Origin of the sequence: Chamaesiphon sp. VAR_69_metabat_338 (assembly GCF_031423935.1) — a bacterium.
Taxonomy (GTDB): Bacteria; Cyanobacteriota; Cyanobacteriia; order Cyanobacteriales; family Chamaesiphonaceae; genus Chamaesiphon.
This window is the reverse complement of sequence record NZ_JANPGM010000760.1, coordinates 1-16,276: the sequence shown is the minus strand read 5'-3', so window position 1 is coordinate 16,276 and position 16,276 is coordinate 1. Positions and strand designations below refer to the sequence as shown.

General features: G+C 49.8%; 11 protein-coding genes. 6 read left to right on the top strand and 5 right to left on the bottom strand.

The annotated features are described in order from the left end of the window. The first annotated feature begins 284 nt into the window (after positions 1-284). Positions 285-431 (top strand): hypothetical protein, encoded by a 147-nt coding sequence (locus RMO84_RS21000; protein ID WP_310490381.1) that lies wholly within the window; start codon positions 285-287, stop codon positions 429-431. 298 nt (positions 432-729) lie between these two features. Here RMO84_RS21000 and RMO84_RS20995 read toward each other — a convergent pair whose 3' ends face one another. Beyond that, positions 730-2,556 carry a hypothetical protein gene (locus tag RMO84_RS20995; protein ID WP_310490380.1) on the bottom strand — a complete coding sequence of 609 codons (1,827 nt, stop codon included), beginning with the start codon at positions 2,554-2,556 and terminating at the stop codon, positions 730-732. A gap of 284 nt (positions 2,557-2,840) precedes the next feature. Here RMO84_RS20995 and recR point away from each other — a divergent pair, with 284 nt between their 5' ends. After that, positions 2,841-3,407 carry a recombination mediator RecR gene (gene recR / locus RMO84_RS20990; RefSeq protein ID WP_396135914.1) on the top strand — a complete coding sequence of 189 codons (567 nt, stop codon included), beginning with the start codon at positions 2,841-2,843 and terminating at the stop codon, positions 3,405-3,407. Positions 3,408-3,589: 182 nt separating this feature from the next. Here recR and RMO84_RS21450 read toward each other — a convergent pair whose 3' ends face one another. After that, positions 3,590-4,333, bottom strand: a complete 744-nt coding sequence (locus RMO84_RS21450; protein ID WP_396135913.1) for a response regulator — start codon at positions 4,331-4,333, stop codon at positions 3,590-3,592. Positions 4,334-4,629: 296 nt separating this feature from the next. On the opposite strand from RMO84_RS21450, the gene lipA reads away from it, so the two are divergent. The 3 genes from lipA to RMO84_RS20970 all read left to right on the top strand — a co-directional run bounded on the left by lipA (position 4,630) and on the right by RMO84_RS20970 (position 7,947). Continuing rightward, positions 4,630-5,535, top strand: a complete 906-nt coding sequence (gene lipA, locus RMO84_RS20980) for a lipoyl synthase (RefSeq protein WP_310490378.1) — start codon at positions 4,630-4,632, stop codon at positions 5,533-5,535. 375 nt (positions 5,536-5,910) lie between these two features. Beyond that, positions 5,911-7,446, top strand: coding sequence for an AAA family ATPase (locus tag RMO84_RS20975; protein WP_310490377.1), 1,536 nt, complete (start codon positions 5,911-5,913; stop codon positions 7,444-7,446). 186 nt (positions 7,447-7,632) lie between these two features. Next, positions 7,633-7,947, top strand: coding sequence for a hypothetical protein (locus tag RMO84_RS20970; protein ID WP_310490376.1), 315 nt, complete (start codon positions 7,633-7,635; stop codon positions 7,945-7,947). 218 nt (positions 7,948-8,165) lie between these two features. Here RMO84_RS20970 and RMO84_RS20965 read toward each other — a convergent pair whose 3' ends face one another. Next, entirely contained in the window at positions 8,166-9,236 is a 1,071-nt protein-coding gene (locus RMO84_RS20965; RefSeq protein ID WP_310490375.1) for a RuBisCO accumulation factor 1, read from the bottom strand. Positions 9,237-9,457: 221 nt separating this feature from the next. Here RMO84_RS20965 and RMO84_RS20960 point away from each other — a divergent pair, with 221 nt between their 5' ends. Further along, positions 9,458-10,834, top strand: coding sequence for a tetratricopeptide repeat-containing serine protease family protein (locus RMO84_RS20960; protein ID WP_310490374.1), 1,377 nt, complete (start codon positions 9,458-9,460; stop codon positions 10,832-10,834). Here RMO84_RS20960 and RMO84_RS20955 read toward each other — a convergent pair. Continuing rightward, on the bottom strand, positions 10,831-12,219 hold the full coding sequence (locus RMO84_RS20955) for a tetratricopeptide repeat protein (RefSeq protein WP_310490373.1): 1,389 nt from the start codon (positions 12,217-12,219) through the stop codon (positions 10,831-10,833). The genes RMO84_RS20960 and RMO84_RS20955 overlap by 4 nt on opposite strands. 57 nt (positions 12,220-12,276) lie before the next feature. Continuing rightward, entirely contained in the window at positions 12,277-16,266 is a 3,990-nt protein-coding gene (locus RMO84_RS20950) for an amino acid adenylation domain-containing protein (RefSeq protein WP_310490372.1), read from the bottom strand. Positions 16,267-16,276: the final 10 nt, after the last annotated feature.

The following is a 16,276-nucleotide window of genomic DNA, read 5'->3' as shown; positions in this document are numbered from 1 at the left end:
CAAACACATGCGGAGGGAACCTCCGCGTGATTTGGGTCGCTGTCTTGTCTTGTCTCGCTTCCATCGCCTTTGAAACCCGACCGGAGCGAGCCGCTGACCCAAACACATGCTCCTCCACTCTCCGCGTGATTTGGGTCGCATCATCCGGGAGCGGCGCATCGACAAAGGAGGTTCCCTCCCGGTTGATGCGCGACAAGAGAGGGAACCTCCCGGCTGCGAGCCGCTAGCGACACGTCTGGCTTCGGATCTCCTTCTCTGCGAGACGCTGCGCGAACGGAGAGGCTGTGCTTACGGCAGGCTTACGCCAACGCCTACAGCGTGCGTTTGGGTCAAGACAGCGGGGAGCGGGGAAGAAAGTCGGCAAGAGATTGGAAATTCGTCCCGATCTGGCGATCGAACAGATGGATATAGGAGTGGTAGATGCACCCTGATTATTCGTCCCTGACTTACCTTAACTGGTAGCTTGGGGCGTTTTTTTTGAGAGATAGAGGGATCGGAAATTTTAATTGTTCGATCGGCAAGAGATTGGAAATTCGTCCCGATTGAGCGATCGAGTGGGTGGATATAGGAGTGGTAGATGCACCCTGATTATTCGTCCCTAATTAGCCTTTATTGGCTGAGTTGGGGCGTTTTTTTTGGACTGGCAAATAGATTTGAAATTCGTCCCGATTGAGCGATTGAGTGTGTGGATATAGGAGTGGTAGATGCACCCTGATTATTCGTCCCTGACTAGCCTTTATTGGCGAGTTGGGGCGTTTTTTTAGCGATCGAGGCTGGCAAGAATTGATAAATGCGCAAGCGATCGTTTTCGTAATAAATTCGATGTAGATTGGGATGATGGCGGCGATAAGTTTCGCATAGTTGCAGGAGGGCACGCTCTAACTGGGTGCGCCCACTGGGAGAGCGATAATGACGATAGGTAGGGTCGATCAGTACCGAGTAGGGCACGGGATACTCCGGCTTATCGGCAACAAAAGGGCGTTTTTCGGTAAAGATTAATAGTGGTGTTGGGTGGGGAAAATAAAAGCTCGGCTTAGTGACGAGATCTTGGTATTTGGCGGTAAACACAGCGGCATCTTCATACCAGCCGCGACCGTAGACTTGGGACAATTGTTCGATTGGGGCGACGACCGTCCAGTGATGGCGCGGGAAGAGATGGCCGATCTCGATGGCTTTGCGAGCGGCGGCATCATATTCGAGATAATCGATCGTGGGTAAGGATGGCAGACAGAAATTGAGCGTGATGGCGATAAAAACGGTCAAGCAAATTGGTGCCGACCAACTCGCCAATAATAATCGCCCCGCAGTCGAGATCGCGATAAATAATAGCCCCACTAATAAGCTCAACCCGATCGGTAATGTGGCTAAGATGCCTGTAAGCGGGGGGAACCGCTCGATCGAGGTCGCCGCTAAGACGGCTAAAATCGTCCAGGCGGTACTGAGGGTAAATAACGCCATCTGGCGGCCAAAAATCAGTCCAAAGCTGCCGAATAACAGCAGAATCAGCAAGCTCGGCGCGATCGCCGCTACTAACAGAACGCAGCAAAGCGTATTGACGATCGCTTCATTCCGCTGGGCGGAGCGGTGGAGCTGCGTGCTACAGCCGATCGCCAACATCGCAAACAGCGCGCCCAATTCAAACTCGCTGACCGCCCACGATCGAATTAAACCCCGATCGAGCGTATCCTTGAGGGCATGCAGACATTGCTGAACGCTGAAGGGCAACTGGGTCGAAATTGGGAGCTGCCAAGTAAATAGATAGGCTCCGAGACTATAAGTCGCCGCGAAGGTCGCCGCGTCGTTGTTAGTCAAGCAACGCAGCATATAGCCGACACTCAGCACCAGCAACGTGCCGATAATCGCTCCGAGTACGTGGACGACGTGGACGGGATGGACGCCACTCACCGCAGTTAGAAAAGCGGCTAAACTGGGAAAAATCGGCAGTCGATCGACTTGCAGTAAATCCCGCGCCAAAATCTTTTGGGTCAGCAGTAGTTGCTCGTAGGTATCGGGATGAGCGAAGCGAAATTCCGTCAAGGGATGCTCGAATCGCAACCCCACCGCCAGCAACAGGATCGAGATCGTCGCGATCGCACTCAAGATAATGAACGGTAAGCTCCGTTTCGAGCGATCGATTCGCGCTTGGAACGACTGTTCGAGAAATTGCCGCGGCCAGCGCAGCCACTGTATGAGTTGAGGCATCGACAAGCCGCGATCGAAAATATCGACTGTCGAGATCGCCAGTTGTTGGGCGAGCTGTCGCACTGGTTGCCGATACTGCCATTGATGGCTGGCAATCCAACCAATACTCAAACCCGCACTGTAGCCTAATACCGCCGCAATCCAAGTAAATAATCCAAGCTTCGTCCACAACATGCTGCCGATGGCGACAATCGCCATCGTGCGGACAAATGCGCCGACTAGCCGACTCGACCATGACGGAATCGATCGCTGCGGAAAGGCGATCGTCGGCAGATAGCCAAATAGCAATATAAAGACAAGCACCACCCACCCATTGGCGAGCACATCGATGAGGAGGGATGGTTGACTAAACACGCAGTGGCAGAAAAAAGCTACAATTTATAGTGTATGCGGATTCACGCTCGCACCAGCAATTTCTAGCGCGATCGCGAAAGCTATCTACACCACCGCCGCCATTAATTACGTAAATTTGGTTGGGGACGATCTCCGTTTAGCCTATAATATGGTGCGGTAGCAACGCACTGCGGTCGAGCGGTATCTATGAAACGCTGGCTTCAGTTGCCGCCATGCCAAACTAATGTTTATATCGATCGTCAGGAGCTAAACTTACGGCTTACACGCGCCCCCTCGCCAATCTAATCGAGCAATTGCAACGATTGCCTGGAGTAGGTCCCAAATCTGCTCAGAGGCTAGCTTTATATGTTCTCAAACGTACGCCCCAAGAAGTCGAACAACTAGCCCAAGCTTTAATCGATGCCAAGCAGCAAGTTGGCTTTTGTCAAGTCTGTTTTCATCTATCCGCCGAGCCGATTTGCGATATCTGTCGCAATCCCCAACGCGATCGCCAAACGATCTGTATCGTGGCTGATTCTCGCGATGTGATTGCCTTAGAAAAAACGCGCGAATTTAGCGGACAGTATCATGTTTTAGGCGGGATTATTTCCCCGATGGATGGCATCGGCCCCGAACAGTTAAATATTTCCTCACTACTGCACCGGATTACCCAGCAAGACGTCAAAGAAGCCATCGTTGCTGTCAGTCCCACCGTCGAAGGTGAAACCACAACCTTATATTTGGGCAGACTGATTTCGCCCTTAACTAAAGTTACTAGAATTGCCTTCGGCTTACCGATGGGTGGCGATCTAGAATATGCAGATGAAATAACTCTCGCCCGCGCTCTCGAAGGCAGGCGAGAAATCAGTTAAGTTAGAGTAACAACATCCCACGAGGATCGGTGTGGATATTATTAAATCGAGCTAATTTTTTAACTCAGTTATTGACATGTCGATTGTTAACAACCGAGCCATAATCTGAAGTTAAATGCCGATAGATGTTGTCGATCTAATTTGGACTAAAGATCGACTTTCCTCTTCAAGCATCGCTAATTCTAAGTCAATTTCTTCTTGATTAAAACAATCAATTGACCGAGTTGTTTTTTCAAGGTATCGACTTCAGTTTCTAGGTGAATGACCTTTTGAACTGTAGCTTGCTGTTCCGCATCGCGATCTTGGCGAATGGCTTCAAATTTAGCCATCAAGTCTTGGATCTCGGTAGCGCGCGAACGCTCTGTTGCCACCAATTGGGCTTGTAGTTCCTGGATCTGAGTACTAGTAGCCGATTGGAAGGTTGCCAACTGCTCTTGCGCTCGATCGAGCTGCGCTTGCAAGCGATCGAGTTCGTCATTAGTGACTGGATATTCACCGGCGGCCAAGGCCATTGGTTGTGGCAGTTCTGAAGTCAGACGCGGACGAGCCTTGCGCGCTTTAGTCATCGCTGACTGGATCGCATCCTTGAGAATAACTCGATCGAACGGTTTTTCGATAAATTCAAAAAATTCAAACGGCTCGGAAATCTTGCTGGTAACTTCCTCTTTTTTACCAGACATCAAGACCAAAGGGATCTTCTGAAACTCCGGATGTGCCTGAATTTGCTGAAAGACATCCCACCCACTCATTTTAGGTAGGATAAAATCTAACATAATTAAAGAGGGGTGCTCTTTTTCCACAAAGTTGATGCCTTCTAGGCCATCTTTTGCTTCGATGACTTCAAAGTCGCCTTCGGGAAGCATATCGCGAACTGTCTTTCTGATGACGCGACTATCATCAATTACCAAGATTTTACTAGTTGCCACACTTGACTCCTTGTTGTCTGTTATGAACTTAGGTGTTGTTACTCGTCGTTACTCCTATCCTATAATTCAGAGGGTTGAACTCAGTTTCAGTGCAAATCGATAAAACTTTCTAAAAAATTGCCATGAGGCGATCGAGCGTCTTGACTCCCTCAGGATCTCAAATTGCCAAGTTCCTAGATTAACATCGATCGTCCCATCAATTTAGCTTAATTAGACCGTTAAATTCAAGGGTAGGCGATCGATAGTATTTTAGCTAAGTCCCTGCTATTCCTCACTCCCACCGCGATTGCAAACCTATGTCCTCAACTTCTTCCGATCTAGCTCGTTGGCGCGCCGAAGTTCAAGCTTTACCACCCTGGTTGCGGAGATCGTCGATCGGTACGGCTAGCGATCTATCCACCGTCCAACAGATTGTCAAACAGCGGCAGATTCATACGATCTGCGAAGAAGGTCGCTGTCCCAATCGCGGCGAATGCTATAGCCAGAAAACTGCGAGTTTCTTGCTGATGGGGCCGACTTGCACCCGCAGTTGCGGCTTTTGTCAAGTCGATAAAGGTCACGCACCGATGCCCTTAGACCCTCAAGAACCGCAGAAAGTCGCCGAAGCAGTCGGGCTGATGGGTTTAAAATATGTCGTCTTAACCGCCGTCGCGCGCGACGATCTCGACGATGGTGGTGCGGGCTGGTTTGTCGCGACGATCGAAGCAATTCGCATAGCGAATCCCGACACGCAAGTAGAAGTCCTCACCCCCGACTTTTGGAGCGGTCGCAATGCTCACAGCCAACAACAGCAACGCATCGCCACTGTAGTTAGCGTCAGACCGGCTTGTTACAACCATAATGTCGAAACAGTCGCCCGACTTCAAGATCGAGTGCGACGGGGGGCAAAATACCAGCGATCGCTAGATGTCCTGCGCCACGTTAAAACCCTAGATTCCAGCATCCCGACCAAATCAGGCTTAATGCTCGGACATGGTGAAACCGAAGCCGAAATTATCGAGACATTGCAAGATCTGCGATCGATCGATTGCGATCGAATTACCCTGGGACAATATATGCGCCCATCCCTCGAACACTTGCCTGTCGTTAAATACTGGACACCAGATGAATTCGATCGCTTTGGTGCGATCGCCCGCGAGTTAGGCTTTGGGCACGTTCGATCGGCACCGCTGGTTCGGAGTTCTTATCACGCTGGGGAATAGCTATTCCTTTCGGTGCGTTACGCTTCTGCGAAGGCAGACGCTACGCGAACGCGGTAACACACCTACGATCTTCTGACGATCTCGCTCTAACAACGCGATCGAATCCAGTAAGTATATTCAAATCAAAATGTTCTTATAGGATACACTTTTTGAAATTAGAGGCAGCCAAACATCTGCTTAGAGCGAGTAATTTTGGAGCAGAAGGCATCGGTATTGACTTAAACGAATTTAGGATCGAAAAATTGCTAATCGTTCGATACAGACGACCGCGCTCTAACATGAATATTTAGATTAAATAGGCTTCATGGTGGGGAGAGACTCAAAACCTAAATTCAGCAAAAATCAGATGACATCGAGACTAACTTGGAGAGCGGAATGGAACTAGACACACTACCAGCATTAATTCAGCAAATGTTAACACCGGAATTTTATCCGCATCCGGTGCAGATGCCGATTCAATTGATGCAAACCCATGCCTCTTATGTCTTGATGACGGGAGACTTTGCTTACAAACTCAAAAAGCCAGTTAATTTTGGTTTCTTAGATTATTCAACCGTTGCCAAACGCCAACACTTCTGTCAGGAAGAATTACGGCTCAATCAACGCGGAGCCAAAGAATTATATATAGAAGTAGTTGCTATTAGTAAGCAAGGCGATCGGTATCAGTTCGGCAACGATGGCGAAATAGCAGACTATGCTGTCAAGATGGTGCAGTTTCCCCAATCAAGTTTACTCAGTAATATGTTTGAGTCGGGGGAGATTGAGATTGCCGACATCGAAGAAATGGGTCGAGTTGTGGCTGATTTTCACGCTCGGGCGCAAACCAACGAATATATTCAGAGTTTCGGGACGATCGAGCGGATTAAAGAATCGATCGACGACAACTATCGCCACACTGAAAAATATATCGGGCGCGCCCAGACACCACAGCAATTTACCGAAACCAAAGCCTATACCGATCGCTTCTTAAGCGAGCATTCCGAACTATTCCTCGATCGAATTAATCAGGGGTTTATTCGCGAATGTCATGGCGATTTACACTTGCGCAATATCTGTCGATGGCAATCCAAAATCGTGCTATTTGATTGCATCGAATTTAACGAGCCATTTCGATTTGTCGATACGATGTACGATATCGCTTTTGCCGTAATGGATCTCGAAGCTAGAGGACGTAAAGATTTTGCCAATCGGTTTTTAAATACCTATGCCGAGCACACTGGCGACTGGGCAGGTTTGCAAGTATTGCCGATGTATTTGAGCCGTCAGGCGTATGTGCGAGCGAAGGTGACATCCTTCTTGCTCGACGATCCGAACGTCGATAGTCAGGAGCGCGCCGCAGCCGCCCAGACAGCGGGAGGGTACTATCGTCAGGCTTGGGAGTATACGCGCGATCGCCAAGGCAAGCTAATCATGCTATCAGGACTATCGGGTTCTGGGAAAAGTACGCTGGGGAAAAAGATTGCGGGAGCATTAGGTGGCGTCCATCTGCGATCGGATGCAGTGCGCAAGCATTTGGGGGGAATTCCGCTGTTCGCTAAAGGCGATGCGAGTCTGTATACGCCCGAAATGACCGATCGCACTTATCAGCGGTTGCTAGCATTGGGTGTTCAACTAGCCGCACAGGGCTGGACGGTGATTTTGGATGCCAAGTACGATCGAGTGTCGCTGCGGGCGGCGGCGATCGATTTAGCCACGTCTGGAGGCATCCCTTTACAGATCTTGCACTGTACTGCGCCTGTGGAGGTGCTGCGCGATCGCTTGAGGCAGCGGACTGGCGATGTTGCCGATGCGACGGTAGATTTGCTAGCTAGTCAGCAGGCGGCTTGGGAAGATTTTACGCTGACGGAAGGGAGGTATGTGACTGGTGTAGATACTACGAGGGATTTGGATGATTTTGTCTGTGGACTTTAGGGAGTTGGGAGTTGCTGTACCACCGTATGGGAGTTGCGGCTCTCGCCCGCCTTTGTTCCCCGACGGTTTAGAGAGACAAGACAGGGAGTTCGGAGCGGGAAGTGGGGAGATTTGCCGATCGAGTTGTTTTTCTGGGCAGGGAAAATTCTTTTAAACTAAAAGTATCCCCATCTCATTGCAAATGTCATGTCATCATCCACTGAGCCAGATCTCCGCGAAATTAAGAATGCGATCGATGCTAATAGTAAAGCGATTGCCGATCTCAGTGTTTCGATCGCGGGATTGCGGGAAGAAACACGGGTGGAATTTGCGAAGTTAGAGGGTCTGATTAATAATATCGAAACTAAGCTCGATGGCAAAATTCAAGTCGTGCAAGCAGAAATGCGGACGATCGATGTCAAGTTGGAAGAACGCACCCGCATTGGCTTTTGGGGGATATTAGCTAGGGGAATTCCGCTGCTAGTGTTATTAGGCGTGGCGATCGCTTTTTTGTTGTCTTAGACACTAACCCCACCCCTAAGTTTCTACAGTGTATACGCATCTCTGGTTAGAGGCGATATTGGTGGGAATCCCCCTAAATCCCCCTTAAAAAGGGGGACTTTCGATCCGGTTCCCCCTTTTTAAGGGGGCTAGGGGGATTTAGATCTCAAAACGAAGTCTAGTAGACTTGCGCATACATGGTTGCTCCAAAAGTAGGGGCGGGGCTTCACAATTTGAAATTAGTCTTCGAGTTCCCAGAGATCTTTGGGATTATCAGGATCGATCGGGCGTTTGGGATGGACGATCAACACTAGTTGAGCCAGGAGCGGGATCGAGGGGGCAGTCTCGAACCATTCTACTGCTAGCTTGCCATCGCGATCGACAGCAAAATAATTAAACTCATTCCACTCAGTCGCCTGACGATCGAGAATCAGGATCGTATCTGCCCATTCGCCATTAATCGGTAGTGGCACGGTATCTCTAGTGGCGGTAATCGCGATCGGATCTTCGGCTTTGCACAATACGCCCCAACCTGGCAGGCTCACCCAGCCGCCATCCCAATTGCTATGAAAGATTTGAAAAGCCCCGGTACTGTTAGCTATTTGCGGGACATCGGCGAGCATGTTGGTAGCGATCGGAAAGGCACCAGCGACGGGAATCGTGCGCGGTAGCTCTTCATCAGCTTCCAACCGATAGATCGGTAGTGGTGGTGCTGGGCGTTGGGGTGGTGCCGTCAGCGCGGTAAGTAACTTTTCGATCTGAGTGCGAGCACCTTGACTGTGGGCAAACATCAGTCCGCGCGCGATCAGTCGCGTTTTTTCGGTCAGATCGGCTTGTTGTTTGATATATCGCCAGTATTGGTAAGCCACGGCATCGCCGGGATGGTGGGTAAAACCCTCGGGCGGCTGGCGCATATACGAAAATTCTTTAAATGCCTTCACGACTTCTTTGGAGCCTTCCGAGTCGATATTGCGGCTGTGGAGATAGTCAGCCGTCGCCGCCCGATCTGCTTGAGAGAGTATCCGCAGTTCGTAGAGACTATCGCTACCGACGCGCCGATAATGAGCTTCTGTTGCTGGCGCAATGCCAACGATCATCATACTATCGAACACCTGGGCGGCGACGATGATTTGATTCTGCTGGATTGGTTCAAATCCCGTCTTCTCAAAAATGTCTTGGGGTTTGAGTCCCTCTTTTTGGAGTTGCTGGCAAGCTTTACCCCATTCTACCCAGTTGCCTTCTTTGCGCCGCAACATGAGCAAGATTGCTTCGGTATCGATCGGTGGCTGGTTATCGGTGAGTTCGGTCATGATTGGGTGTTTGCGATCGATGATAGATCTAGTATCTTACGTTGGCGGAGTCGCTGGAAACGAGCAGCAACTGGATTTAGTTGTGATAGCGAGGGCGACTATGTCCCATGCTTACATTATAGCGATCGCAGTATATCTATTTGGCTGTAGAATGTGCGTGCGCAGAGTAGTACCCCGGTAACTCAGTCATTTACACCGCGCCGTCCATCTCCAAAGTCTTCATGTACAAACACCTCACACCCGCCCTGTTCGGTGCTAGCTTGGCTATCTCAGTCATGCAGATTTTACCCGATCGAGCAATTGCCGATACCCCGATCGATCCAACCATCCCGACTGCTCCGATTGGTGAATCGCGTTCCGAGTTAGCGCGCCAGCGCATCGTGACGATCGAAACTCGATCCGGACAAGGTTCGGGGACGATCGTCAGGCATGTTGCCAATACTTATACGATCTTAACTGCCGCCCATGTGGTCAACAATCTGCGCAATGCGCCCTTCTCCATTACCACGCCCGATCGCCAACAATATATCGTCAATCCTAGCGATGTCAAAATTGCGCCCAACTCAATCGATTTAGCGACAATTACCTTCCAGAGCGATCGCGATTATGCTGTCGCCGAACTGGGTGATTCGCACACACTCGCTCGGGGTCAGCGGGTATTTATTGCGGGCTTTCAGGGGAAAATGTTAAAGTTTTTTCCTGGCACCGTTGTCGCCAGTAGCCACCAAGCTCAAGCTCAAGGCTATGGAGTGGTCTTTAGCAGCGTGGATGTGCTGCCAGGGATGAGCGGTGGGGGCTTATTTACTGACAAGGGCAGCCTAATCGGCATCAATGGCAAAAGCATCGGGACGATGACTGGCTATGTCAATCAAAGTGACAGTCGCTCGTCCCCGTCACCACAGCCCACCCACAGGATTAAAGCCGTGAGCGGTTTGGCGATCCCGATCGATACATTTACCCAAATTGCCAGCCAACTCAGCCTCGACATCGCGCCGACAGCTCCCATCCCCGTCTCAGCAACGCTCACAGCCGACGATCTGTTTATTACCGCTCAGGAAAAATCGGAAAAAGGCGATTATCCGGGCGCAATTGCCGATTACAATCGCGCCCTGGCGATCGATCCCAAATTTCTAGAGATCTATTTTCGACGCGGGATCGCCCGGAGCCTTACCAAAGATTGGTCTGGTGCCGAAGCCGACTATACGCAAGCGATCGCCATCGATCCCGAACATCCCGAAGTTTACTTACATCGCGGCAGTATCCGCAATATCCAATCTAATTGGCAAGGTGCCAAAGTCGATTTCAATACCGCGATCTATCTCAATCCCAATGCTGCCGCTGCTTATATCGGGCGCGGATTTGCACTGTGCGAACTTCAAGATTGTCAACGTGGGTTAAAAGATTACGATCGGGCGATCGCGCTCGATCCTAATTCGGCGGAAGCTTATCAACGGCGCGCTCATGCTTACCATCGTCTCGGCAACAATCGCACGGCGATCGCCAATTATGTCGTTGCCGCCGAGCTGTATCAAAAGCAGGGCAAAGATATTGACTATCTGAATACGGTGGCGAAGATTAAGCAGTTGGTTAAAAGCTAGATAGCCAGATACACTTCACTGTTCTGAAAACTAGTGAGAAAGTAATTCTCCGATAATTTCTTACTAGTTTGGCATTTTTTTAGATATTCATGAGTTTCTAAAATCAAAGCGGTATCTACCGCTTTTTCCGCAGCTTCGTTGAGATTATCGAAATACATGGGATAGTCTGCTCCAAGATATTCTCGGACAGCAGTTAGGGGGTTAATCAGCAATGGAGTTGCCCGCGCGATACATTCGACGATCGCATTATTGGCACTAGCATCATACAAATCGACAAAAGCAATATTCATAGACAATAGATCGTCATATTCATCGTTAGAGACATAATCGATCGCGACAGTATTCGATCGATAGATCTCATCGACTTCAATTTTGTAAATTCTCGCTTCTAATTTCAGCAGATTGGCAAATGATGCTGCTTCTAGATCGAAAAAAGAGCCGATTCTGACCTTTTGATAGCCCAGGGAGTTATCTTCAGCCAGGGGTAATCGATCAATCGAGTTTAGTTTGCGCAACCACCAACCGATCTGGACGACTTTTTTGTGAGGATTGGTGATAAATCGCTCGAACTCAAATTTTCGATCGGGAATTTCGGTCGGATGAGTTAATACTGAAACTGGTTTTCCGGTCTGCTCTCTGAGCCACTGGGCATGATATTCAGATAACGAAAATAATCCTAAGCAATACGGTAAGCTAGCCTGCCAAATCTCTTTTTCAAATAACTTTTGGGGCGATCTTTGGGGATAATTAAACCAGAGCGGCATCGACTGCGGACTGTGTAGAAAGCCCACCCAAGGCTGTTGATAGGGGACGATCCCCTTTTCTGCTGATGTGGCAAATTGTTCAAATACGCCATCTACCTGCATTTTGGCGAGCATCCGCTGAGAACGCAGTCCCAATCGTTCGTGTTGAAACAGAAAGTTATCATCCAAGTAACCATCGAATAAAATTCCGTGAGGATTATGCAAGGACTTGAGTGCTTGGATGGCGAAGTTCCAACCACTGCGATGCACGCCAAAAATTCTTTGTTGGCCGAGATCGATCTTGCCAGTTGCGAGCGGACTAGTTTTGTCGATCGCAAATGAAGTGTATTCTGGCTTAATTACTTTTACTAAACCCAAACATCGATAGTAGTAACTCAGATCTGTGGCTTCAAAATCTAGTGACAGCGATCGATCGTAATACTCCAGGGCCTCATCGAACCGGCTGCGATCGAACATCAAGTCCCCTAAACGTTGATATGCCGGAAAGTAATTGGGCTGCAATCTCACAGCTTCTTGATAGCAGCTCATCGCATTTTCAAAGTCTCCCTCCAGTTGCCAAGCATTGGCTAATTGGAATTGAGTCCAGGCTGAATCGTTGTTGAAATTTGCCGATCGATCCACAATTTTCTCCCAGCTAATCGTGTTTGGGTGTCGCTCTCATTGGAGTTGAGGATTGTCTCAGTGCAGAGCCAATCTCAACTTATCCGCCAAAACTTGAATATATGGCCCTTTCCATAAATTATTATGATGTCCGCGCAAATTGTGAATTTCGACTTCCCCACTAACTAATTTTCCCCAACCCAGATCGGGATGTAAAGCTCTTTCTAAAGACTGAACGCCAGCCCGAAACAGTGTGAGGTTGCCTCGATAAGATTTACCGGCGTATTTCTCCGCAGCCTGAAAATTAGCAACTAGCACTTTTAAGTATTCAGGTGGCAATGGTGTATCCCAACGATCGATTAGAAATTTGATGTCGCTATTTTGCTGGTATTGGTATCGCGTCCGAAATACGATCCGATCTTGAATGTATTTAACGCGGTCTAACATGTCTAGTTGGTAGAGATTGCGCAGATGAATCCCGATCGTGGGGAGTAACGGCGGACGGGCTGCTGATAAACTCGGAGCGGCATTGTCGATCGAAGCTAATAAACCAATTGTTTCGCCTTGCTGTTCGAGTTGGCAAGCAATTTCAAAAGCCACTAAGGCTCCAAACGAATAACCAATCAGATAATAAGGCCCTTGCGGCTGTACGGTTTGGATTTCCCGAATGTAGCGAGCAGCCATGTCCTCGATGCGAGTCAATGGAGCTTGCACGCCATCTAATCCTAGCGACTGCAAGCCATAGATCGGCTGCTCTGCCCCTAAATAAGCGGCAAGGGGATAATATTCCAAAACGTTACCGCCGACGGGATGAGCGCAAAATAAGGGCGGTTTGGAACCGCGAGCGGCGATCGGTACTAGCGACGACCAAGTTGTCGCTCCTGGCGATTGGCGCAGGATCGTAGCTAGTTGCTCGATCGTTGGCGAGTGGAACAGAGTGGCTAGGGGCAGGTTGGTGCCGAATGTTTTGGCAATGGCGGCAAATAACTGGACGGCGAGCAGCGAGTGCCCCCCCAACTCAAAGAAATTGTCTCTAGTCCCGATCGATTGAATTCCCAGCACTCGCTCCCAGATTTTGGTCAGTTGCAGTTCTAATCCATCCTGGGGCGGGACAAAGGTTGCAGCTGGTTCTAAGCTGGCTCGATCTGGTAGGGGTAAGGCTTGGCGATCGATCTTCCCATTCGCCGTCAGCGGGAAGGTTTCTAATATGACAAAAACGGAGGGCACCATGTATTCGGGTAGCCGCTCGCCGAGGAAGCTGCGCAATTCGCTAGTCGTCGGCAGGAGATCTCGGTGCGGCACGATATAAGCGATTAAGCTCTTACTGCCTGGAGTTATTTCTCTGGCGATCGCGACCACCCGATCGACCAGCGAGTGTTGAGCCAGAACTGTCTCGATCTCACCGAGTTCGATGCGGAAGCCGCGCACTTTGACTAGATCGTCGATGCGACCCAGGAATTCGATGTTGCCGTCACTCGCATAGCGAGCGAGGTCGCCAGTTTTGTAGATGCGTGCGGATGAAACAGTTGAGAAGGGATTGGGTATAAATTTCTCGGCTGTCAATTTGGGCCGATTGAGATAGCCTCTGACTACTCCAGCTCCGCCGATGTATAGTTCTCCATGGACGCCGATGGGCACTGGTTGGAGCTGTTTATCGAGGATGTAGATTTGCGTGTTAGCGATCGGTCGTCCGATCGCACACAGTGTCTGGTGAGTGCTGCCGATTGAGTTAGTTGCATGTACCTGGGCGATGGTAGACCAAACGGTTGTTTCGGTGGGGCCATATAGATTCCACAATTTGCTTCCAGTTGCGAGAATTTGGTGGGCGAGTCGATTTGGCAAGGCTTCACCACCACACAAGACTTTGAGCGGATAATTTGCATCCCAGCCACCCGCTAATAGCAGTTGCCACGTAGCTGGTGTCGCTTGCATCACAGTTGCTTGGGATTTAACTAGTTCGGTAAACAGTCGATGGGCATCGCTCGTTACGGCCCGAGCCACGATCGCTACTTTCGCACCAATTATTAGGGGCAGGTATAGTTCGAGGGCGGCAATATCAAAGCAAATCGTTGTCACCGCCATCATCGTATCCGCTGAAGTTAACCCCACGGGGCGCATAGCGTGCAAAAAGTTGACTAGATTTCGATGTTCGACTGCCACCCCCTTGGGTTGCCCGGTAGAACCAGAAGTGTAGATTGCATAAGCTAAGTTCTCGCCGCGTACTTCTCGATCGAGATTCTCTGGACTATAGCCTGTTAACTGCCAATCGGAATCTAGACAAATCACCAGATCGGGCGGAGACGGCAAATGGGATCGCAACTCCGATTGAGTGACGAGAATTTTGACATCGGCATCTGCCAACATATAACTGATGCGGGCGGGCGGATAATGCGGATCTAGGGGCACATAAGCTCCCCCAGCTTTCAAAATCCCCAGCAATGCCACTACCATCTCGATCGACCGCTCCATCAAAATCCCCACCAGCACATTTGCAGTTACACCTGCATGCTGCAAGCGATCGGCTAGTTGATTGGCGCGGCGATTGAGTTGTGCGTAAGTAATTTTGTCATCCTCACACACCACCGCAATTGCGGTTGGCGTGCGTGCGACCTGGGCTTCAAATAATTGATGGATGCAGAGCTGTCTAGCATCGTCAACTTTGGTATCGTTCCACTCGCCGAGCAGTTGTTGCCGTTCTGCTGGTGTTAAGAGCGGTAGATCGGCGATACGCTGGGCTGGGTTGGCCACAATCGCTGCTAGTAAAGTTTGAAAATGTCCGATCGTCCGCTCGATCGTGGCCGCATCAAACAAGTCAGTATTGTATTCAATGCCACCCTCGATCCCGGTAGCTGTTTCTTGCAAGTCTAAGGTGAGGTCAAAATTGGCGGTGGTACTGGGTACTTCGATCTCTGTAACTGTCAGCCCTGGTAGTGTCCAAGCGGTACTAGCATTATGCTCGAAGATAAACATGACCTGAAATAGGGGCGAACGGCTTAAATCGCGATCTAAATTCAGTGCTGCAATTAGTTGCTCGAAGGGTAGAGCTTGATGAGCATAGGCTCCTAAAGTTACTTGCCGGACGCGACCGAGCAATTCTTGAAAACTGGGATTATCTGCAAGGTTGGTACGCAGTACTAAGGTATTGATAAAACAGCCGATCGAGCGATCGATCTCCTGACGGCTACGTCCAGCAATCGGAGTTCCCACGAGGATATCTTCCTGCCCACTGGATCGATAGAGTAACGTTCCGAAGGCGGCTAATAAAGTCATAAATAGAGTTACGCCCTCCGCCTTGCTCAGAGACTTGAGCGCGTCTGAGATCGTTTGCGGCACTTCTAAAAATTGATACGCACCCCTGGCTGTCTGAACGCGTGGATGCGGTCGATCGGTCGGCAATTGCAAGATTGGCAAGCTGCCCTGTAACTGTTGTTGCCAATATTCGAGCTGAGTGGCGAGGATGCCACTTGCGACCCAGCGATGTTGCCAACTCGCAAAATCGGCATATTGGATCGTGAGATCTTTGAGTGGCGAAGGTTTATTCGCACAGAACGCGGTGTACAGCACAGTCAGTTCTTGCAAGCAAATCTCGATCGAGATCCCATCGCCAATGATATGGTGTACGACCAGAATTAGCTGATGAATTTCTGGGGCAAGGCGAATCAATTCGACCCGCAATAGGGGGCCGCGTTCCAAGTCAAAAGGCTGTTGAGCCAACAGCTGGAGTTGTTGTCGAGCGGCCTGCTCTCGCTCGATTTCGGATAAATTTTGGAGATCGACGATCGGTAAAATTAAGACTGCATCTGGATCGATCGATTGAGCCGATTTCCCATCCACCAAGTGAAAAGTAGTTCTGAGGATTTCATGCCGTCGGACAATTTCGCGCAAACTCCGTTCTAGAGCCGTCACGTTAAGCTGTCCTGTCAACCGAAAGGCGACTCTAAGATTATTGACAGCACTAGCGAGTGATAATTGCTCGATGAACCAGAATCGCTGCTGGGCAAAGGAGAGCGGCAAGACACCGTTTCGACTAACAGGCTGGATCGGTACTCCCTTACGGGCCGAATTCAAAGCCGAGCGC

Bases quoted from the DNA above. Each gene is read 5' to 3' on its own strand.
- RMO84_RS20970 (WP_310490376.1), top strand. From the start codon at position 7,633: ATGTCATCATCCACTGAGCCAGATCTCCGCGAAATTAAGAATGCGATC.
- RMO84_RS20975 (WP_310490377.1), top strand. From the start codon at position 5,911: ATGGAACTAGACACACTACCAGCATTAATTCAGCAAATGTTAACACCG.
- RMO84_RS20960 (WP_310490374.1), top strand. From the start codon at position 9,458: ATGTACAAACACCTCACACCCGCCCTGTTCGGTGCTAGCTTGGCTATC.
- RMO84_RS20965 (WP_310490375.1), bottom strand. From the start codon at position 9,236: ATGACCGAACTCACCGATAACCAGCCACCGATCGATACCGAAGCAATC.
- lipA (WP_310490378.1), top strand. From the start codon at position 4,630: ATGTCCTCAACTTCTTCCGATCTAGCTCGTTGGCGCGCCGAAGTTCAA.